Genomic DNA, 21,542 nt, shown 5'->3' with positions numbered 1-21,542 from the left:
GGTCCAGAAAATCAGAGAAGACCCGTCTCCGGAAGAGGCGGGTCTTTTTATTTCAGGTCTGGCACGATTATTATTGCACTCCCAATAGACAGGGGATGATTGGGAACATTTTATTTAAAATTCAGTATGTATCCCCGATACTAACCAACTTTAAGCTTTCGTTTACAACCAAAAACCAAGACTATGAAAATTTTAAAAGGAACATTCACCGCCATGTTAGTAGGAAGCTTGCTTTTCTCTTCCTGCAAATCTAGCCAGACGGCAACCACTGATACGACCACGACTACCCAGAAAAAGGGCATGAATAAAACAGCCAAGGGCGGTATCATTGGAGCTGGTGGCGGTGCCATCTTAGGAGGTATCATTGGTAAAGCCACCGGGAACACTGCCCGTGGTGCTATCATTGGGGCTGCCGTAGGAGGTGCCACTGGTGCTGTGATCGGACGCCGTATGGATAAGCAAGCCGAAGAACTTGAGCGCGAGATGAAAAATGCCCAGGTAGAGCGCGTAGGTGAAGGTATCAAAGTAACCTTTGACGCTGGTCTTCTTTTCGCTACCAACTCTGCAGAGCTGCAGGCTTCTTCTAAACAAGACATCCAGAAATTGGCCGAGACCCTGAAGAAATACCCAGGTACCAACGTGCTCATTGAAGGTCACGCCGATAACACCGGTACCGATGCCATCAACCAACCTTTGTCTGAGCGCAGAGCCCAGGCCGTTGCCAACTACGCTACTTCCCTTGGCGTAGAGCCTAGCCGTCTGCAGACCCGCGGTTACGGTTCAACCCAACCAGTGGCTGATAACTCAACTGCCGCCGGCCGTCAGCAGAACCGCCGCGTAGAGGTTGCCATCTTCGCCAGCGAAGAACTGAAGAAAGCCGCTGAGCGTGGCGAGATTAAATAAGGAAACTGATCTCTCTTTATAATAAAGGCTAGCCAATCGGCTAGCCTTTTTCTTTTTGCCCCAGCCAAACAGCCGCCACGGCAGTTCCAGCATCAATAGCGCTGCTAAGCGAATTCCCCCTCCCTTGAGGGGCAGGAGTAGGTCTGTCCATTCTCAAAAATGAGCCCAATCCGCAACCATCATCCCAAACCCATTTTCAGCCTGTTTTTCCTAAATCAACGCTGAAACGGCTTGGTAGCCAGGCAAGGCGGGGCTAACCTCGCGCGGTTTTCCGCGTTTAGGGGAGGAAACCAACAAAGCGAAGAGAATGGGAAAATTAACGAACGGGCTTTTTCTGGTGCTTTTTCTTTCTGCATTGGGAGCCTGCGACCGGGTCAAAGAAAAGGAAGCGGTAGCCGATCTGCCTAAAACCTCAACGGAAGATACGCTGGTCCTCACCCCGGATACCCTGGAAGTGGATACTGTCTTGTCAGAGACCGACACAGCTGACTATGCCGGCGCAGGGGATTACGATGAATATGAAGAGGAGGAAACAGCCTCCGGGGCCTTGGCCAATAGAGGAACCGCAACGGCTACCTCCGCAAATTCTTCTTCCGCGGCTCCCGCTGAGAGCGGAGTGGCCAGGTCTACATCTGCCTCTGCTTCTGCCCCAAGGGCCACTTCCAGCAAAGGCAGTACCGCCAAAAGAAAATATGTAAGGCCTACCCGGGCGCAGTTGCAGCAGGCCCTGGCGCGGGATGCCCGGCGGTCAAACCAGATGGATCTGCCCCAACTGAGAAACTACTGGCTCCGGCGGCAGCACTATTACCGGCGCGCCTCCAAAGACGTGAAGTACGTGGCCGGTGACACCAAAATCAAAATATCAACCGAGGAAACCAAGATTGAAACCCCGCGCGGGAAAGTGAAGATTGAGGGGAACGATATCAAGATTAAGTATGATGATTAAGCTCCGCTGAAGGCGGCAGGCTTTCTGCGCCGCTGATTTGTTTTGAAGCCGTTTTAACAGAAACAGGCGCAAAACAGATCAGCGGCTTTCTTTTTTACGGGAGAAGCGCACCGCAGACATGGTAATGGCAGCGCCCAGCAGCGCCACGGCAATGTCTTTCTGGGCATCCCAGACATCGCCCTGGGTGCCCAGGTAGGCCATGCCGCGGGTGGGGAAAAAGACATCGGCCACGGCCCACTCAATCAGTTCATAGATGGCGCCCAGGCTAATGGTCAGTTCAATGGGCAGAATGTAGCTGAAAAAGGGACTTACCTTGGTTCTGGTCTTGAAGATCTCATGCATAGGGTAAGACAGGAGAAACCCGAACCCGAAGTGCACCAAGCGGTCATAGTGGTTGCGTTCCAGGTGCAACTGGTCTTTGACCCAGTACCCGAAAGGGTTCTCGGCGTAGGTGTACTGGCTTCCGTAGACGTGCAGCATCATGAACAGAAACATGCAGGTATAGCTGAAATCTGAGAACTGGAAGTATTTGTAATAGGCCACCAGAAAAATGACCGCACTCAGCGTGAGCGTGTTCTCCAGCCACCAGTTCTTCAGGTCTGGGGTGTTAAAGCCGGTATAGGTCCAGAAAGCCCCAAAAAGGACAGCATACAGGATAAGGAGCGGGTTTCTTAGGAAAGAGGTATGGTGTTGATCGGTCGCGAAGGTGAAGGCCATGCCGAAGGAGGTCTTTTTCTGTACAAGAAATCAGAAGCGGCCTGAAAGCAGGGGCCGGCTTCTGGGGAATCTCTTAGGTGAACGATGAAGTTGTAAATGGGTTAGCCTACCGCTTCCTCCAGCCGGGAAGAAAGCAGTAGCTCCGGCCGGTGATATACCAGGGGCAGCGGATTGTCCTCCGGGTTCTGGGTAGGGTCACAGTGGTAGCCCAAGATGTGGTAGTCCTGCGCCAGCGGAATCAGTTTCTTATAGTGCGTGTGGGCGGGGTTCCCCTCAGAGAAAGTGATGTCATGGAAAACCGTGGTGGCTTTGGGCGGCATGCCCCGAAGAAACGCAAACAATGACTCGGGTTGACCCAGGTCTCCTGAGAAGACAATTCTTTCTCCGTTTTCTTCAAATATGTAAGCGTATGATTGTAGCCGCTCCGCGTGCTGGCCAAAGGTGTCCACGGCGGTGATGCCCGGCAACTCTGAGAGCGGGATAAAATCGGCGTACTTCTCTGGTTTTTGTATCTGGAGCCGCAGGAACTCATAGATCTCATCCCGGAAATCATCATCGGGGTAAAGAATAGAGGGCCGGCAATGGGTGTTGAAGTAGTGGCAGTGCAGCAGAATATTGGCCAGGCTGCCTGTATGGTCATTGTGCAGGTGCGTGAGCAGAATGTATTCCAGGTTGCGGGTGAGCTGGTGCTGCCGTAGCGTGGGGTATACGGTAAAGCCACAGTCCAGCAGAATGGAGTGCCCTTTAAATTCCACAATGGCCGCGGAGTTGCCGTAGACCACGTCAAAAGCTCCGCCTGTCCCTAAGAAGGTGAATTTCATAGTCGTTTGTTCTTCAAAACACGCATTTGTACTCAATCTGGAAGAGTATTTGACGCAAACCTTACCACCGGGGGACCGTTTAGAGGAGAAAATAAAAGATTATGGCTGAAGCGCATCAGCAACTTTCTCCTGCTGAAAAGATATGGCAAGTTCATATACGGCTGAATGAAGTTTTCGGTCATCTTTCAGGGCATCCGCGCCGCGATCCCATGCGCGAGCTCATTTCCACCATGCTCTCGCACCGCACCACCCATGCTAACGAAGAGAAAGCCTATTTTCAGATGCTGGAGAAATTCCCTTCCTGGCAGCAGGTGATAGACGCGCCGGTAGAAGAACTCACCCTGGCCCTGGCGCCCGCCGAGTTTCCGGGGGCCAAAGCGGTGAACATCCAGAAAGCGCTGCGCCTCATCCAGCAAGACCACCCAGATTTCTCCCTTGACTTTCTCCATGACCTGGATGTGCCCGAGGCCATGGCCTGGCTTATGTCTTTGCCTGGAGTCGGGCTTAAAACCGCTACCCTGGTGCTTTTGTTTAACTTCCATAAGCCCGTGTTCCCGGTAGACACGCATGTGCACCGCATCAGTCAGCGGGTGGGGCTCATTGGTGCCAAGGTCACCCATGACAAAGCCCACCAGATTCTGCTGGACCTGCTGCCCAAAGATGCGCTGGTGCTCTATAACCTGCACCGGCACATGCTCAAACACGGTCAGAAAATCTGTACCTGGCGCGCGCCCAAATGCGAAGTCTGCGTGCTGCAAGACCTCTGCAACTACTACCATGACGTGCGCCTGAAAGGTCTTGATTAAGGAAGAACCTACTTCATCTTGATGGCAAAAAATGGATAAGGCTTACGTTGTTTTCTAAGCCCCTGTATTTATTGGCTGATTTTCAAAAAGTATTGCCAAAGGGTTTTGCAGTACTGCGCTCTATTCGTTTGGGCCTTTTAAATACTGGGCAAACAATTACCTCCCGTTCTGGTTTGCCTTCTAAAGGCTCCTGCTCTTCGTTTACATCACCATGCATAGATTTTACGCGCTCTTTTTCCTGATTTCCTTTTTCCTTGTTTTTCAGGCGCAGGCCCAAAACACCGGCAGAATCACCGGCGTGGTGCGCGATAGAAACACCCAGGAACCGGTGATTGGCGCCACGGTGACATTGGAGGAAACTACTCTTGCCGTCGCCACGGATGCGCAAGGCCGGTACCGGCTGGAGAATGTGCCCACGGGCAACTACAACCTCAAAGCTTCTTACCTGGGCTATGAACCGGTGACGCGGTATAACGTGCCGGTGACCTCGGGCAACGCCCTTACCCTCAACTTGGAGATTACCCCCAGCCAGAATAAGCTGCAGGAGGTGAACATCACGGCAGACCGGTCCATTAGGGCCGCAACGCTGGAGACCCCGCTGTCTATCCAGAGTCTGAGCAGCGAGGAAATCAAGAGCAACCCGGGCGGTAATTTTGACATCTCCCGCGTGATTCAGACGTTGCCGGGCGTGGCCGGGGCAGGTAGCACGGGCGCCGGTTTCCGGAACGACATTGTGATTAGGGGCGGCGGACCCGGCGAGAACGTCTTCTTTCTGGACGGGATTGAGATTCCGGTGATCAACCACTTTTCTACGCAGGGCAGCAGCGGGGGGCCGCAGGGAATTTTAAATGTGTCCTTTATTGAGGATGTGACCCTGAGCACCAGCGCCTTTGATGCCCGCTATGACAATGCCCTCTCTAGTGTATTTCAATTTAAGCAGCGGGACGGCAACCCCGACCGTCTGCAGGGCAACGTTCGCCTGAGCGCCACCGAGCTGGCTGGTACCCTGGAAGGTCCGCTCGCGCCTAAGACCACGTTTTTGGCCTCAGCGCGTCGTTCTTATCTGCAGCTGTTGTTCAAAGCCATTGATTTACCTATTAGACCTAACTACTGGGATTTTCAGTACAAGGTCACGCACCAACTGGATTCCAAAACCACTCTCACGGCCTTGGGTATTGGAGCCATTGACGAATTCAGGTTTGGTATACCCAAAAAATCATCACCGGAAAATGAGTATATATTGCGGTCTAACCCACTCATTGACCAATGGAACTACACCGTGGGCGCCAGTTTGAAGCGCTCACTGGAAAACGGTTTTGTGCAGGTGGCTCTGAGCCGGAACGTGTTTAAAAACGGCCTGGACCGCTTTGAGGACGCGCAGTACGGAGATGAATCCCGCAGGGTGCTCAAGGCCCGGTCGCAGGAAAAGGAGAACAAACTGCGGATAGACGTGAATAAGTTCGTGGGCGGCTGGAAGTTCTCTTACGGGGCCATCGGGCAGTACGTGGGATATACCAATGACTTCTACAGCCAGATACGGCAGGAAGTGCGTGACCAGAATGGCAACGTGGTGCAACCCCGCATGGTCCTGGATTTTGATACCGATTTGAATTTCTTCCGCTACGGCATATACGGGCAAGCGTCCAAAGGCTTTTGGCAGGACAAACTGAGCCTATCCCTGGGCGTGCGCACCGATATGAACTCGTTCACCTCTGACGGAAATAACCCGCTCAAGACGCTTTCGCCGCGGATGTCCGCATCTTACGCATTAGCCGAGCAATGGAAAGTGAACGCCTCCGTGGGGACTTATTACCGTCTGCCCATCTATACGGTGCTAGGCTACAAAGATGCCACCGGCGCTTACGCCAACAAGAACAGCGATTACATCAGATCCACGCATTACGTAGCCGGTTTTGAGTTTCTGCCTACCATTGCCAACCGCCTTACCGTAGAAGGTTTCTACAAGCGCTACGCCAATTATCCGGTTTCGCTGCGCGATGGGATTTCCCTGGCCAACCAAGGAATTGAGTTCGGGGCGATTGGGAACGAGGCGGTGGCTAGCGTGGGCAAGGGACGTGCCTACGGGGCCGAGTTCTTTTTCCAGCAGAAACTTACCCGCGGCCTATACGGCTCGATTTCCTACACACTGGTGCGAAGTGAGTTCACGGGGCTGAACAATGATAACTACATTGCCTCGGCGTGGGACAATAGGCATCTGGTATCGGGGTTGCTGGGTTTGCAGTTCGGCAGGAACTGGGAACTGGGCGCCAAATACCGCTTCGCCGGAGGCTCGCCCTACACGCCGTTTGACCTGGAGGCCTCGCAGCGGAACTATGCTTCTTTGGGCACCGGCCTGTTGGATTATGACCGGCTCAACACCCTTCGGCTGCGCTCCTTCCAACAGCTGGACGTGCGCCTGGACAAGAAGTGGAACTACAAACGCACTACCCTCGACCTGTACGTAGACATCCAGAACATCTTCCGGTTCAAGGGCCCCTCGTTGCCGCAATACACTTTTGAGCGCAACGCAGACAATACCGGCTTCGCTACCACAGATGGTCAGCCGCTCCAGCCCAACGGCGCCAATGCCATTCCGCTGATCCTGGATGAAGACGAGGTGACCTTTCTGCCTACCATAGGATTTGTGCTGGAGTTTTGAGTTGAAACCCTCTGGGTGTTGAGGCGTTTTAAGTCGTATTTCCAGAAAACAGGTCGAAACCAGATCAGGCAGGATAAGGGCTGGGCACCGCCAGTAAGTTAATTCCGTAAGCAATGCGTACCTTGCAGGTGCTAAGGCAGCCGTTTACCAGAATATGCGCTTAATTTCCCACCCCGTCCTGTGCAATTACTACGTTACCTACCGGTGTAACGCCAAATGCTCATTCTGTGACATCTGGGAAAAGCCATCGCCCTATATTCAACTGGAGGATGTCAAAAAGAACCTGGCTGACCTGAAGAAACTGGGCGTGAACGTCATTGACTTTACCGGCGGTGAGCCTTTGCTGCACCGGCAGATAGATCAGTTCCTGGAGGTGGCCCAAAGCATGGGGTTCATTACCACCCTTACCACCAACGGCCTGCTGTACCCCAAATGGGCCGAGCGCCTCAAAGGCAAGGTAGACATGTTGCACTTCTCGCTAGACTCAGCGGATAAAACCGAGCATGACACCGGCCGCGGTGTGGCCTGCTTTGATTTCGTGCTGCAGTCTATTGAGATAGCCAAAAGCCTGGGTGAGCGCCCAGATATCCTATTCACCGTTTTCAAGCACAACCTGGACCAGATTGAGCGGGTGTACGAAGAGATTTGCCTGCCCAACAAGCTCATGCTGCTTCTGAACCCCGCCTTTGAGTACAACCAAGTAGAAACCGGGGACCAGCTTTCTGCCGAGGAACTGAATTACCTGTCTGCGTTCAGCAAAAAGAAGTGGGTGTACCTGAACGAGGCCTTTGTGCAGCTGCGCAAAGATGGCGGCAACCACATAGACAAACCCATCTGCAAAGCCGCCAGCTCTACGTTGGTTATTTCCCCGGAAAACGAACTGGTCCTGCCATGTTATCACCTGGGCGCGCAGAAGTTCCCGGTGCAAGGAAACCTGTACGAGCTGTACAACTCCCCCGAAGTAAAGAAACTCATTGCACTGGAAGGTCGCCTGCCCGCCTGCGAAGGCTGCACCATCAACTGCTACATGCAACCCAGTTTTGCCGTGGAAATGAACAGCTACTGGTGGAAAGCCCTGCCCAGCACCCTTAAGTACAGCCTCCGGAAAGGCACCTGGAAACGCATGCTTTCCTGAATCCTGTTTTTGGCCTGTTTATTCCAAAGATGGCCTGCTCCATTTCCGGACTTTACCTGGAGAATTCCTCTATTTTCCCGTTTGAGGGCTCTTTTTCAGAAATATTCTAGAAACTGCAAAAGCGTATGGGGGTAAGCCGTGGTTCAACTGTCCTATAAAAGGCGTGGCTACACCTTGCCCAATACTTTTTTGCCTTTTTTCTGGCTTAAAGGCTTCTTTTGGGTGGTTGAACACAGGGCTTTGGTGCAGACCAGAAGTATTGGCGTTGCGTCCTTAGACCTTTAATGATGATCCTAGTTTGTATGATGTTAGATTTACCAGACTAATTCTTTTTAAAGGACATTGTTTCGGAAAGGGTAGGCAATCGATGTTGCCGGATTTAAGACTGATGCTGTATTAGGCCTTAATTCTATAAACTGGTGCTAAAGGACAAATAAGTGTAACTTTCTAAAGCTCAGATGCCCCGGTAGATTTCTTAACCAGGACGAATGAGTATGTGAACAAAGCCTCGGTAGATAGGTCGTAGCATTCTTTTCAGGTATGGTCCGGTTTATCAGAAAATGATGTTTTTATCCTGTATGTTTAGGGAGATATTCAGCTTTTGTTCCATTTAAACTTAGAATATGTCCTACATTTTACCTGTTAAAGGGGTTCACCCAGTTATAGGGGAAAATTGCTTTGTGGCTCCTAATGCAACTGTTGCCGGAGACGTGGTCATGGGTGACCAGTGCACCGTTTGGTTCAATGCCGTGGTACGCGGCGATGTAAACCAGATCCGCATCGGGAATAAGACCAACATTCAGGACGGTGCCGTCATTCACTGCACTTACCAGAAGACCGGCACTTTCATAGGCAACAACGTGAGCATCGGGCACAACGCCATTGTGCATGGCTGCACCATTGAAGACAACGTGCTTATTGGCATGGGGGCCATTGTCATGGATAATGCCGTGGTGCAGGAGCACTGCATTGTGGCGGCCGGCGCGGTAGTATTGGAGAAAACCATCTGTGAGGGGGGCTTCATCTACGCCGGGGTGCCCGCCAAGAAAGTGAAAGCGCTTACCCAGGAGCAGATCTCGGGCATGGCCCAAACCGCCAGTAACTATGTGATGTACGCCAGCTGGTTCCAGGAAGGGGAGGAGGAAAAATAAGCTGGACTGAGGTGACCAGCCTGCTTCGGTGAGCTAGTAGAAGCGAGTGAGTTCAATAAAAATTAACAAGCATATACCATTTTGAATATTTAAATTGTCCCGTATTGGAGTTTCCCTCAAGCTTGCCCCTTACTCTATGATTATTCTCCCCCGCCAGCTATGGCTCTTCGTGCTGACTTTTCTTTTCTGCCTGCGAGGCTATGCCCAGGCACCCACAGAAATCCTTTTCACGGGCAGTTACCAACAGGCCCCCCTCACCCAGGTCCTGCAGGAAATCCAAGCCAAAACCCCGGTCAGGTTCTACTTTAAGCCAGAATGGGTAACCAACCTCAAGGTGACCAAGAACTTTGAGCGCGAGAAAGTGACCACCGTGGTGGAGGCGCTGCTGGAGAACACAGAACTGGAGGCGGCCTGGTACCATGACTATGCGGTGATGCTCTTCCCGTCAGCGGCCCACCACCCGGCCATCGTCTACAAAGACAATGAAGGCAAACCCCTGAACCGGTTGCTCTTCGGGTTGCCTAAAAACGCCCAGGACGATAAGAAGGTGGTTCTGCGGGGCAGGGTGACCAGTGCAAAAACCGGCGAACCCGTGGTAGGCGCTACCGTTTCTGTGCCGTCTCTGGCCATTGGCGACCAAACCGATGCCAATGGTGAGTACCGGCTTTTATTGCCCATGGGCGAGCACCTGGTATCCTACAAATCCATTGAGTTATTGCCCGAAGAAAGACAGGTGGGCCTCTATGCCGCCGGTACCCTGAACCTGCAGCTCTATCAGTCTGTGGTTGCCCTGAATGAGGTGGAGGTGCGCGCCGATGGTCTGAACGACCGTAACGTGAACACCGTGCAGATGGGCATGAACAAACTGAACATAGGGGTAATCAGAAAGATGCCCACGTTCATGGGCGAGGTAGATGTGGTAAAGAGTGTGCTGCTGCTGCCTGGGGTAAGTTCTGTGGGCGAGGGCTCGGCGGGCTTCAACGTAAGGGGCGGCGGCTCTGACCAGAACCTGTTGCTTATGGGCCAGATTCCCATCTATAACCCTTCGCATCTTTTCGGCTTTTTCTCGGTCTTCAACCCAGATGTGGTCAAGGACCTTACCTTTTATCGCGGCGGCATTCCCCCTAAATACGGCGGGCGCTTGTCATCGGTGCTGGAGGTGCAGCAGAAAGAAGGCCAGAATACCAAACTCAAAGGCAACGGTGGCGTGGGGCCTATCACCAGCCGGTTGGCCCTGGAAGGTCCGCTGTTCTCCCCAAAGACTACTTTCTTGGTGGCAGGCCGGGCTTCTTACCCCAACTGGGTTTTGCATAGCCTCAAAGACAAACAGTTAAGCCAGACCCATGCCGCCTTTTATGACGGCAACGCCAACGTGACCCATACGTTCAGCGCCAAAGATAAAATCAGTTTCAACAGTTACGTGAGCCATGATGCCTTCGGGTTCACCCAGGACAGTATCTATTCCTGGCAGAACATTGGCGCCTCGTTGAAACACACCCATTCCTTCAGTGAGCGGTTAGTGGGTTCCTTGAACGGGGTGTTCAGTAAATACCGGTTCGGGATCGAGGACCAGGACTCTACCAATGCCTCTAAGTTCAGCAACGGCATATGGTCGGCGAGCATAAAGGCCGAAGGGAACTACGATGCCCGCCAGCACCAACTTGCGTTTGGCGCGGAAGGGATTTACCATACCTTTCAACCAGGCAAACTGGAACCGGCCTCGGCCAATTCCGGCGTGAACCCCATTGCCCTCACCCAGAACCAGGCCCTGGAAGGCGGAATCTTTGCCAGTGATGAATACACCATTACCCCGCAGTGGACCGTCATGCTGGGGCTGCGCTATTCTTTTTACCAGAACCGTGGGCCAGGGCAGGTGTATGTGTATGCGCCGGGCCAGCCCAAACAGGAGCGTACCATCATAGACACGCTGTCTTACGGGTCTGGAGAAGGGATTGCGTTCTACCATGGGCTGGAACCCCGCATTTCCCTTAAGTACAGCATCACAGAGGTTAACTCCATCAAGGCCGGTTACCAGCGCATGCGGCAATACCTGCACCTGGTATCAGGCGCTATGGCCGTGGCGCCCATTGATTTCTGGCAAACGAGCAACACGCACCTGAAACCGCAGGTAGCAGACCAATGGTCTATTGGGTACTTCCACAACTTCTCGGGCAATTCCATTGAGTTTTCGGTGGAGCCTTACTTCAAGCGCATCCAGAACCAACTGGACTACAAAGAAGGCGCGGAGCTGTGGCTGAACCCCACCATTGAAGCCGATTTGTTACCCGGCAAAGGCCGCACCTATGGCGTGGAGGTGCAAGTCGCAAAAAAGAAAGGTGATTTGACCGGGTGGGCCAGCTATACCTATTCTAAATCAGAGATCCAGGTGAACGGGGCTTTCCCAGAGGAGCAGGTGAACAAAGGGGCTTTTTACCCTACCAACTATGACAAGCCGCACACCGTGTCTGTGGTGGCCGCTTACCAGTTAACCAAACGGCTGGCATTTACCTCCAATTTCATTTACAGCTCAGGTAGACCTACCACGGCACCTATCGGACTTTACATGGTTGGAGGGGTAGAGGTGCCGGTATACGGCGACCGCAACCAGGCCCGCATCCCGGATTACCACCGCCTGGACCTGTCCATGACCATTGAGCCCAATCACCGGAAAGACAAAAAATGGGAAGGCCGCTGGAGCGTGTCGGTGTACAATGTGTACGGCCGGCAGAACGCCTATTCGGTCTTCTTCCGCCGCGATGTGGGCGCCCCGCCCCAAGGGTATAAGCTCTCAGTGGTGGGGGTGCCCCTGCCTTCCATTACGTATGACTTCAAATTCTAGTCCCCCATGGCAACGCATAAACTCTATTTGAAAAATAGCTTTCTCTGGCTTCTTGCGCTCGTGCTTTTCTCCTGCGTAGAGCCCGTTGATTTAAAACTGCCCGCCAACGTGAGAAGTCTGGTGGTGGAGGGCTTGGTGACGAATGAACCCGGCCCTTACACCGTGAAACTCGCCATGACCTCACCCTACGGAAGACCCACCGGGTTGAAGGACCAGGAATTGGAAAGAGCCCAGGTGGAAATAAGCAGCAGTACCGGCGAACGGGAAATATTGATGGAGCATGGGTTAGGCATTTTCAAGACCTCCCCCAGCGGATTGCGGGGAAAGGTAGGCGAGGCGTACACCCTGCACGTGAAACTAAGAGACGGCCGGTCCTATACCTCCACTGCCCAATTGCTCACCGCCAGCCCTCCGGTAGAAAACATACAGCTGCAGTTCCAAAAGCTGCCCGTGAAAGAGGGGGAAGAGACGCCCAACTACCGGTACGAGGTCTCGGTGGATGTGACCGATCCCGCCCGGGAAAAGAATTTCTACCGCTGGGAGTGGCGGGGGATTTTTGAAGTATCTACCCAGCCCTGGGACTATGAGTATTGGCCACCGCTGGGCAATGGACCTATTCCTATGCCCAAACTCTGCTGCAAAACTTGTTATGTTTATGATACCACCAAGGTCACCGAAGTGGGAGAAGACCGCTTGTTTGACGGCAACCGTTATCGCCAGATCATTGGGTACCTGCCTTTGACGGCGGAGAACATCAATGTTCGGTATCATCTAGAGGTGGCCCAGTACTCAGTTTCCGCCGAGGCCTATGATTTCTGGCGGGTTTTCATCAGTCAGACCCGCAATACCGGTTCTGTGTTGGATCCGCCTCCGGCCAATCCCAGAGGCAACCTGTCCAGCATTACTGATCCTGATGAAACGGTGTATGGGTTCTTCGGGGCTTCTGCGGTTACCAGAAAAGCAATCTTCATCAATCGGTCAGATGTGCCGGTGGTACCGCCCCTCTTGAAGTACCCCGATGATTGCCTCACCATGAAGTACAGTACTACCATTCGCCCCCCTTTCTGGTAAAAGTATGAGCCCAAGCATTGCCTATAAAAAGTGTATGGAGAAGTCTAAACCAGCACTGTTGTTCCTGTTTCTTTTGCTCCCGTTAATGGCGTTCACCTCCTGGCGGTCTGGTTCCTGGAAAGGGATATTGGCCGGCAGAGAGGGAGAAGGACCGGAACAGGTCCACGTGCGCTTTTCCCAGCCGTACTACGCAAGTGGCGATACCGTTTGGTTCAAAGCCTACGTGTTCGCGGCTGCTTCCCTGCAACCCTCGTTTCAGAGCCAGATTCTGGAAATTGAGTTTAAAACGACAGCTCCGGGTACTACCCAGCACCTGCGGTTCCCCATCACGCAGGGGATGGCCACCGGCAGCTTTGTCTTGCCAGACACGCTGTCCCGCGGCCAGTATGCCGTAATGGCTTACACCCCAGCGATGATCCCCGGAGGGAAGAAAGACGCTTTCCAGACCAGGTTAAGGATTCTGGGGCCTGCCTCCGCTAAAGCCAAAGTTGATCCTGAGGCTTTGAAAAAAACAATCGCCGTAAACTTGCAGGCCTACCCAGAGGGTGGGAAATTGGTAGCGCAGGTAGAGAACAGACTGGCCATCAAAGCCACAGACCAGGAAGGCAACGGCGTAGCCACCAAAGGCCTGATCATGGGTGCTGCGGGAGCCGCAACGGTATTCAAGACAAACCACGAAGGAGTAGCCCTGGTGCAGTTTACCCCGCAGGAAGGCCAGCAGTACCAGATGGTGCTGGAAAACAAAAACACTACGGCCGTTCTAAAGGGAAGCAGATTCCCCGCGGTAGAATCCCAGGGCATCAGCCTGCGGGTGCAGTCCCAAACCGACAGCGCGCTGCACGTAAGATTGCTGCCAAATTCGGCCTGGATTCAAAAAAGAGGCGATAAACGAGTGCAGGTCAAGGTGCTTGCCGGAAACAGGACAGTTCAGGCAACAGAGGAAAAGCTTAACCGCGCAGAAGGCGTTGAGGTCATGATCCCGCACGGGAAATTACCGGCCGGCTTATTAACCTTATCCGTTGCCAACGCAGAGGGGCAGGTAGAGGCGCAGCGGTTCGTGCTGGTACAACATCCCAGGCAACTGCGCATCCAATTGAAAACAGACCGGATCAGGTATGGCCGCCGGGAGCCCGTGCGCGTGACTGCCCTGGTGACAGATGCAGCCGGCAAACCGATAGAAGCCTCTCTGGCTCTTGCGGTGCGTCCCCGCGCGCAGTCACAGGAACTGTATGCCTCCTCTTTAGAACGGGAGATTTTCCAGGGCGTGGCTCCCCGGCAGAGTTTCACGAAAGTTATGGTGCCGGCGGTGGATTCTACCCTGGAAGTCGCGCTGCTGGCCCAGACGCCGTTCCGTAACTTTGTGGCTGGCCCAACGCAGCAGATGCCGCCAGATACCGCCCTTACCTTGTCAATTGAAGGGAAAGTGGTGGATGACAAAGGCGCTCCGGTGCCTACTACCACCCTGCTGATGTTTGGCCGCGGCAGCACCGAACCCATGCTCCAGACCCCCGGACCAGATGGCAGCTTTGTGTTTCAGTCCTCTGATTTCGTGCATCCAGACCAGTTCACGTTTGAGGTGCTGCGCTCCGGGGAAAGGGTCAAAGACGCAAACCTTGTTTGGTCAAATCTGCCTTCCTTCACCAAGGCCACAGTCTTGCCTTTGGTTTTAACGGAGCCTGAGGCTCAGTACCTGAGACAGACCGCCCTGCGCAAACAAGCCACTGCGCTTTTCGGGGTGAAGGGAGGCATTGCCCAGGAAAAGGACAGTACCGCGGCCTTGCTGGAAGAATTGGGCACGCCAGACCAGGCTTTTGACATGAGTCAGTATGTGACCTTCAAAGATCTGGCCGAGGTGATAAAAGAAACCATTCCGCTGGCCAGTGTGGTGGAGAACGATAAAGGACGCAGCATCCGGATTTTCTCCCCTGAGCGGAACGGTGCCCGCTACAAAGAGCATCCGCTTTATTTTATTGACGGAGTACCCACCTTGAACAATGACTGGATGCTGCAACTGCCCGGCACTGCCATCAAGAAGATAGACTTGTTTTATGCCCAGCGCAAACTCAGAAACCTAGGTATGATAGCGCGCCACGGGGTGCTGTCTATCACCACCAATGCCCCGCATCCAAAACCAGCCGAGTTCCAGAACAACCAGACCCTGGCCTGGGCCGGAATAGCGCCTATGCATCCTTTCAAGGTGCCTTCCTATGAATACAATATTCCCTCGCCGGCGCCAGATCTAAGGAGCATGCTTTTCTGGGCGCCAACTGTTGCCACAGATGCCAAAGGGCAGGGAACCATCAGTTTCTACACCTCAGATGACATTGGGGAGTTTGAGATAGAAGTGGAGGCGTTCACCAAAACCGGGTCTCTAGGCACCCAATACCTGCGGTTCTCTATCACCCCAAACCTGTAGCCCAGGAAAAGTTACGTATCTCTGCTACCACGTCCTTTTAAAACTTAAGGCAAACCTGGTGGTTGTGAAGAGATAGCCATCTAAAGTATAAATCAGGTAAGGTCAGGCATTCTCCTGGTCTTTCCTGATTACTTTTGCGGCTATACCTGAGGGTGATTCCATACAGCCAACCAACCGGCAGAAACGTATTGTCCTTTTTGGTCTCCTGAACCTGTGAAACCGATGCTGTTATCCATTATTAAAATAGTGGCCCTGTTGTACGTGGCTATCTGCGGGCTGCTGTATTTCTTCCAGGAGAAGCTTATTTACTTTCCTGTAAAGTACGGGAAAGATTACAGATTCAAATTTGGGCAGAAGTTTGAGGAAATCAGCATTAAAACCCCGGATAACCTCTTGCTGAATGCCCTGCTGTTCAAGGCAGAGAAGTCCAAAGGCGTGATTTACTACCTGCACGGCAACGCCGGTTCCCTGGCCAGTTGGGGGATTGTAGCCGAGATTTATACTGATCTGCAGTATGATGTGTTCATGCTGGATTACCGCGGATTTGGAAAAAGCGAAGGCAAAATCAAAAGCCAGGAGCAATTCTACCAGGACGTGCAGACCGCCTATGACCTGCTGAAAACCCGATATGATGAAAGCCAGATCATCGTGTTGGGGTATTCCATTGGCACCGGCCCGGCCACCAAGCTTGCCGCCGAGAACCGCCCCGGTAGGTTGATTCTGCAGGCTCCGTATTATAGCGTCACAGAGCTCATGAGGCGGCGGTTGCCCATCATTCCCACGTTTATCCTGAAGTATAAATTTGAGACGTACCAGTACCTGCCAAAGTGTACCATGCCCGTGGTCATTTTCCACTGCGAGCAGGATGAAATCATAGACTACGAATCATCGGTGAAATTACACCAATGGCTGAAACCAACAGATAAAGCCATCATCCTGAAGGGCCAGAGCCATAACGGCATGAGCACCCATCCGCAGTACATGAGTGAAATCAGGCAGGTCCTCCGGTGATCGCTTGTTTCTGGAGAGGTTTTTTGGGGTGTCTCCTTTCCTGCATTTTTCTAAGAAGAGACAACGGCCAGCTTTGTAGCTCGTAGTAGGCAATAATTCAGATTCTACGATATTCGGTGATCTTAATGAATTGAATCTTGTCAGTTGGAGGGCTGTGCCAGGCACTAATTAAAAGCCCTTTCCAGCCTAAAAACACCGCTACTCAAACCCCTTAATGCCTGAACGCGTGCCGTTTACCCGTGAGGCGCAGGCTACGTATGAAACTATGATAGAAGCAGTTAAATTCTGGAACGAACCAAACAACAAATCACACTGGGCTTACGAGATTGACCCCGAATGGAAGATTTTCGGGGAAATGGTGAGACTGGCTGCCAAAGCCTGTAAAGCCGAGAAGCCCGAGATTACCCGCGTGTTAGGAGGTATCTCGCCTATTGATCCGCATTTCATCAAGACTTTGGAACGGCATGGTACCCTGGAAGACCTTGATGCCGTAGCCGTGCACGGTTTCCCGCTGGACTGGAACCTCTGGAACATCAACGAGTGGCCCGATAAAATCGCTGAGATTGAAGCCGTCACCAATTTGCCCGTGTGGGTAACCGAAGTGGGGATTTCTTCATTCGGGGCCGAGGAAGTGCAGGAATTTGGGTTGCGCCGTACCGCCGAGTTGTTGATGGGCCGCGTGGACCGCGCTTTCTGGTACAGCCTCTATGACCTGCCGCAGGCCTGGGAAGCCACCACGCGCCACCGCGAGGCTGAGGGTTCTTCTTACTACCGCCACTTCCACATGGGCTTGCTCAAGGAAGACGGAACCCCAAAAATCGCTCATAAACACTTCGCTGACTACACCCCTGAGTTCGGGATCTGCCAGTGGTTCCACTTTGAAGACCACCGCCTGGACGATGCCGTACAGCACCTCCGCAACCTGGGCGTGAAGAAGCTGCGAACCGGCCTGAGCTGGGCCGATTGGCTGCGTCCGGATGCCGAGAAGTGGTTTGACCACGTCATGAAGAAGCTGGATGAGTTTGACGTGACCGCCACCTTCTGCTTCACCCCAGAGCACAAAGGCGTACAGCCGCACCATACCAGCCCGCCCCAGCATATTGAGGAGTTCGCTGATTTCTGCGCCCTTATGATGCGCCGTTACGCCTAGTACCTTTTATCTGAATTCTGTAAAGCATCTCTGTTTAACGTCCGTTTTCTCTAAAACAGGGCCTAAACAGAGATGCTTCATTTCAAGAAAATATCAACCGCCTTATGAGCCAGGAAACCCAGGAAGAAACCCCCGATGTTTGGATGCTAAACATGCGCCGGGGTACGTTTGAAGAAGCTTGGAAGCACAGCGATGCCGTTCTGAAAGAGCGCGCCGGAAAACCCTGCTGGCACTGGCCCCGCCACTTCCAATACGTCTGGGACGGCTCCTCTTTGCAAGGTAAACGGGTGCTGGTGCGCTGCTACCACGGCCTGGGCGACACCATCCAGTTCATCCGGTTCGCGCCGCTCATCAAAGCCATCGCTAAAGAAGTTATTGTGTGGGCCCAGGCACCATTGATCCCGCTACTGGAAACCATTCCCTCCATAGATAAGCTCTTGCCCCTGCATGACGGGACTCCTGAGGTGGAGTATGATGTGGACGTGGAGGTCATGGAATTGACGCACATCTTCAGGACCACCCTGGACACCATTCCATCCCAGATTCCTTACCTCCAGGTAGAGCACCTGCCGCTTCCCGGCAATCAGGAGAAACTGAACGTAGGCCTGGTCTGGAAACCCGGCGACTGGAATCCGCATCGGTCTATTCCGTTTGATTTTCTGCGGCCGCTGGCCGAGGTGCCAGGCATCAACCTCTATATCCTCCAGGAGAATGCCGCCAACGCCGGTTGGCAGGAAGGTTTCGGTATCCATCCCGGGGAGTTCAGTTTGTATGATTACGGGCGCGTTATCAAAGGTTTGGACCTGCTCCTTACCGTAGATTCCATGCCTGCTCACCTGGCCGGTGCCCTCAACGTTCCCGTCTGGACCCTGCTGCACGCCAACGCAGACTGGCGCTGGATGGATGACCGCGAAGACAGCCCCTGGTACCCTTCCATGCGCCTCTTTCGGCAAGAAGTAGCCGATGACTGGACAGGCGTGATCAACCGGGTAGTAGTTGAGCTGGAAAAGCTTACAAAGGAAGTGCAGGTGGCGAAGTAAGAAGTTGAAGGTGCATAGTTTTAGGCCTGCTTTTAGAAAAGGAGGCCTAAAACTATGCAATAAAAAAAGCGGAGGGTTTCCCCTCCGCTTTTTTTATTCTCCTTTCAACTGTTTATACCGGTTCTTTATCTCACCAAGCTTACCCTGGTGATAGGCAAACCCATGATACGCTGCCAAAGCCATTGCGGCCCAGTTGATGTACAGTTTAGGGGCGTCCAGTTGGCGGGCCAGCCTGAACATCTTGTGGCTACCCATGGAAAGGTAATAGCGCATGCGGTAAATTAGCTTGCGCTGGGCAGTGGGAGTTTTGTCGTCTGGGGTGACGCGTTTGCGGGGTTGTACGCCGCTGCGGGGCCAGGTGAGACGGTAAGCTAGACCTTCGCGGCGTTGCCGGAAGCCGGCGGCCTGGGTCTGCTCCACAAAGCGGGCATCTACCGGCTCCAGTTGCAGGCGCCCTGCCTGGATAGCATTGGTCACCAGCTGGTCTACCAGTGGCGAGCGGACCACCACTACGTTCGTGCCGCGGCCATCGGAGGAATACGGTTCCACCCAGGCATCGCCGAAGGAGATGTCTGAGGTCTCTGCCACCACGTCATCGCAGTAATTGCAGGCCGAGTTCATGTAGAAGCCTGCGCCCCAATCCCCATCAGCCAGGTGCCACCAGTCGCGGTTCACACTACTGCCGTCGCGGAGGGTGAGTTTGGCGTTGTACCAGTTGGCTGGTCGGTTGGGGTCTTTCTGGCGGTACTCTACCCGTTCAACCTGGTTTACCGGCACGTTCATCTGCCAGGCAAAACTCTCCACAAAACGGGCACTCTTCATGTGGCCGCAGAAAAGCCCCAGGGTGTACTGGATGCGCTCGCGGTACATGGGGTTTTCCTGGCGCAGCAGTTGGATCGCCTTGATAAAGCACGGAATGCCCACCACGGCGTAACGACCCGGCACCTCCCTGATCAAAGAAAGCACCTCAGACAGTTCAATGGGGTAATAGCGTGACTTGGCCCCCTCACGGATCTCAGCCTCGGTGCGTGCGATGCGGTAGCGGAAGTAGCGGCCGTCCTCCTGCGGGTCTTGGGTGGCGATCACGTGGGCCACACCGTCAATGAGGCCCTGGCGCATGAGCTCAGTGGCTACCCAGGTGACCATTCCCCCGGAACTACCCTGCATTCTGAAATCCTCCTCAGACACGTGGCCCACGTACGCCGCCTGGAAACGCCCCATGGCATTGTCCAGTATGGGGGCAGTGGGGAAGAGGTGGGCACCCAGGTAATCTTCGTTTCTGGACCCCGGCGAGAACGGGCAGGTTCTGGTGAAACTAGCAGACTCACGTTTGTACCAGGAGTTAGGCCCCTGAGGTTTCAGTTGGCCGTAGGCGTCAAAGTCCATCTGGGTGTCTGGCAGGTTGGCCTGGGCCACACAGCTGCCGCAGCCAATGCACAGACCAGACTTGACAATATCACGGGGGCTCAGCAGGTCTTTCATGCGTATTGAACTTGTTTTAACGCCAGCGCCCTATCAAGGTACGCATTGGAGGTTTGCCGCAGCTGCTCAATCTTCTGCGTGATCTGCGGGTTCAAAGGGGTACTCAGCAAGGTCTCGTACTGGGCGTAATCTGAGCCCTCGGGTAGCAGGTGATGCTCGCCGCCTATCTTGGCCATAAGGCCCTGCAATTTATGCCTGCGGTACGGCGATGACTCACACACGAACGGTTTGGCGTTGCGCAGGGCAAAGACGCAGCCATGGAAAAAATTGGTGGCCACGGCTTCTGCTTTGGCCATGAAATGCGCGAAGTCATGCGGATCTGTGGTGATCCACTGCTCGTCGGCGAAGTCGTTGCGGTACCCGAAACTGATGAGCGGCAGGTTCCGGCTATCGGCGTACTGCCTGATCTCGCGGGCGAATGATTCTGAAAAGTTATGACCGTAGACCGCAATGTAGGGTTTCTGCAGCAACTCGTGGTCACGGTCCTCCGGTATGATGGGGAACTGCAGGCAAGGGTCCAGCACCATCTCGGGCTCAAAGCCCAGGGCGTCTTTGATGATAGTTTGGGAATTGGCGTCGCGCACGGAGATGGACTCAAAGTTGCGCAGCTTATCGGCCCAGAAAGGGTGCATGCCCCAGGAGGCGTCATAATTTCCGAAACTGGCGGCGTACGAGATCAGGTGCTGGGTTTTCAGGCCATCGCCGTAGAACAAGGGGCAGCAGCCGTACCAAGGGTGCGAGAGGTTCCAGACCTCATCACTGCCTACTACCACCACATCGTAGTTCTCCATCTGGCTGGGGTCTTCCAGCGGGAAGCGGGGCGATAGGGGCAGGGTATCAAAAACGCGGAAGAATTTTCTGATTTTCTCGCGGTACAATGGGCGGTCAGACGCGGGTACCGGCGTAGGCAACACCGGCTGGAAAGCGCATTTCCATTCTACCAAGTTCACCCGCTTAGAGTCGTGGTCCAGGATCACGGCTTCGTGGCCGCGCGCCTGCAGCCCCTCGGCCAGGCAACGGGCCTGCCAGTAACTTCCATAGTTGATACAGCGGTGAAAGGTCAGGACCCCGATCTTTAAAACGTTCTTATGTTGTAGGTTCTCCAAAGCTTTTCTGAAATAAGGGTAGAAGCCGGGCCGGCAGGCTGCGCTGTAGGCACAGCCCACACCCGGGAAATGGTAATTCATGCCAACGGCATACATTTGGTTTAGGTTATATATTCATCTCCTTAAATTGCCACTGGGGCAGCGTGTTTGTCTTAAAGTGCAGAACCTCAAACCAGAAGATTAACCGGGAATAAATGGAGGCAAAAGGCAGGAAGCAGGGTTACTCAAAGAAAACGGTTTGCGGCTTTGGCCGTTTAAAGACACGGCTAAAATTTTCCTTTGCTTTTTT

At 53.6% G+C, this 21,542-nt stretch carries 16 protein-coding genes; 12 read left to right on the top strand and 4 right to left on the bottom strand.

What is annotated here, in order from left to right; translation table 11 throughout:
• Nucleotides 1-183: 183 nt before the first annotated feature.
• On the top strand, nucleotides 184-903 hold the full coding sequence (locus tag J3P34_RS08070) for a YiaD family glycine zipper/OmpA-like lipoprotein (RefSeq protein ID WP_246850005.1): 720 nt from the start codon (nucleotides 184-186) through the stop codon (nucleotides 901-903).
• Between the two features lie 307 nt (nucleotides 904-1,210).
• Nucleotides 1,211-1,849 (top strand): hypothetical protein, encoded by a 639-nt coding sequence (locus tag J3P34_RS08065; protein WP_210487734.1) that lies wholly within the window; start codon nucleotides 1,211-1,213, stop codon nucleotides 1,847-1,849.
• 78 nt (nucleotides 1,850-1,927) lie between these two features.
• Here the strand turns inward: J3P34_RS08065 and J3P34_RS08060 are convergent, their stop codons facing one another.
• Together J3P34_RS08060 and J3P34_RS08055 are read right to left on the bottom strand one after the other, a co-directional pair.
• Nucleotides 1,928-2,566, bottom strand: coding sequence for a DUF2238 domain-containing protein (locus J3P34_RS08060; RefSeq protein ID WP_210463573.1), 639 nt, complete (start codon nucleotides 2,564-2,566; stop codon nucleotides 1,928-1,930).
• Nucleotides 2,567-2,667: 101 nt separating this feature from the next.
• Nucleotides 2,668-3,387, bottom strand: coding sequence for an MBL fold metallo-hydrolase (locus J3P34_RS08055; RefSeq protein ID WP_210463574.1), 720 nt, complete (start codon nucleotides 3,385-3,387; stop codon nucleotides 2,668-2,670).
• Between the two features lie 101 nt (nucleotides 3,388-3,488).
• Here J3P34_RS08055 and J3P34_RS08050 point away from each other — a divergent pair, with 101 nt between their 5' ends.
• From J3P34_RS08050 to J3P34_RS08005, 10 genes are all read left to right on the top strand, one after another.
• The gene (locus J3P34_RS08050; protein ID WP_210487732.1) at nucleotides 3,489-4,193 is read left to right on the top strand and encodes an endonuclease III domain-containing protein; all 705 of its coding nucleotides are present in this window, start codon (nucleotides 3,489-3,491) and stop codon (nucleotides 4,191-4,193) included.
• A 211-nt stretch (nucleotides 4,194-4,404) separates the two neighbouring features.
• Entirely contained in the window at nucleotides 4,405-6,852 is a 2,448-nt protein-coding gene (locus J3P34_RS08045; protein WP_210487730.1) for a TonB-dependent receptor, read from the top strand.
• Nucleotides 6,853-7,006: 154 nt separating this feature from the next.
• A complete protein-coding gene (locus J3P34_RS08040; RefSeq protein ID WP_210487727.1) occupies nucleotides 7,007-7,987 on the top strand; it encodes a radical SAM protein in 981 nt (326 codons plus the stop codon).
• 623 nt (nucleotides 7,988-8,610) lie between these two features.
• Nucleotides 8,611-9,138, top strand: a complete 528-nt coding sequence (locus J3P34_RS08035; protein WP_210487725.1) for a gamma carbonic anhydrase family protein — start codon at nucleotides 8,611-8,613, stop codon at nucleotides 9,136-9,138.
• 136 nt (nucleotides 9,139-9,274) lie between these two features.
• Complete coding sequence (locus J3P34_RS08030) at nucleotides 9,275-11,977, top strand: TonB-dependent receptor (RefSeq protein WP_210487723.1); 2,703 nt, start codon at nucleotides 9,275-9,277, stop codon at nucleotides 11,975-11,977.
• Between the two features lie 27 nt (nucleotides 11,978-12,004).
• Nucleotides 12,005-13,048, top strand: coding sequence for a DUF4249 domain-containing protein (locus tag J3P34_RS08025; RefSeq protein ID WP_210487721.1), 1,044 nt, complete (start codon nucleotides 12,005-12,007; stop codon nucleotides 13,046-13,048).
• 4 nt (nucleotides 13,049-13,052) lie between these two features.
• Nucleotides 13,053-15,464 (top strand): hypothetical protein, encoded by a 2,412-nt coding sequence (locus tag J3P34_RS08020; protein ID WP_210487719.1) that lies wholly within the window; start codon nucleotides 13,053-13,055, stop codon nucleotides 15,462-15,464.
• A gap of 222 nt (nucleotides 15,465-15,686) precedes the next feature.
• Nucleotides 15,687-16,475 carry an alpha/beta hydrolase gene (locus tag J3P34_RS08015; protein WP_210487716.1) on the top strand — a complete coding sequence of 263 codons (789 nt, stop codon included), beginning with the start codon at nucleotides 15,687-15,689 and terminating at the stop codon, nucleotides 16,473-16,475.
• Nucleotides 16,476-16,689: 214 nt separating this feature from the next.
• On the top strand, nucleotides 16,690-17,625 hold the full coding sequence (locus J3P34_RS08010) for a glycosyl hydrolase (RefSeq protein ID WP_282597077.1): 936 nt from the start codon (nucleotides 16,690-16,692) through the stop codon (nucleotides 17,623-17,625).
• Between the two features lie 104 nt (nucleotides 17,626-17,729).
• A complete protein-coding gene (locus J3P34_RS08005; RefSeq protein WP_210487714.1) occupies nucleotides 17,730-18,665 on the top strand; it encodes a glycosyltransferase family protein in 936 nt (311 codons plus the stop codon).
• A 93-nt stretch (nucleotides 18,666-18,758) separates the two neighbouring features.
• Here J3P34_RS08005 and J3P34_RS08000 read toward each other — a convergent pair whose 3' ends face one another.
• Nucleotides 18,759-20,147: a Coenzyme F420 hydrogenase/dehydrogenase, beta subunit C-terminal domain gene (locus tag J3P34_RS08000; protein ID WP_210487712.1), complete on the bottom strand. Its 1,389-nt coding sequence runs from the start codon at nucleotides 20,145-20,147 to the stop codon at nucleotides 18,759-18,761.
• A complete protein-coding gene (locus J3P34_RS07995) occupies nucleotides 20,144-21,334 on the bottom strand; it encodes a polysaccharide pyruvyl transferase family protein (protein WP_210487710.1) in 1,191 nt (396 codons plus the stop codon). Before J3P34_RS07995 ends, J3P34_RS08000 begins: the two co-directional genes overlap by 4 nt.
• Between the last annotated feature and the right edge of the window lie 208 nt (nucleotides 21,335-21,542).

The sequence above is a fragment of the Rufibacter aurantiacus genome (genome assembly GCF_017916345.1).
GTDB classification, from domain to species: Bacteria; Bacteroidota; Bacteroidia; order Cytophagales; family Hymenobacteraceae; genus Nibribacter; species Nibribacter roseolus.
This window is presented reverse-complemented; position numbering and strand designations above follow the sequence as displayed.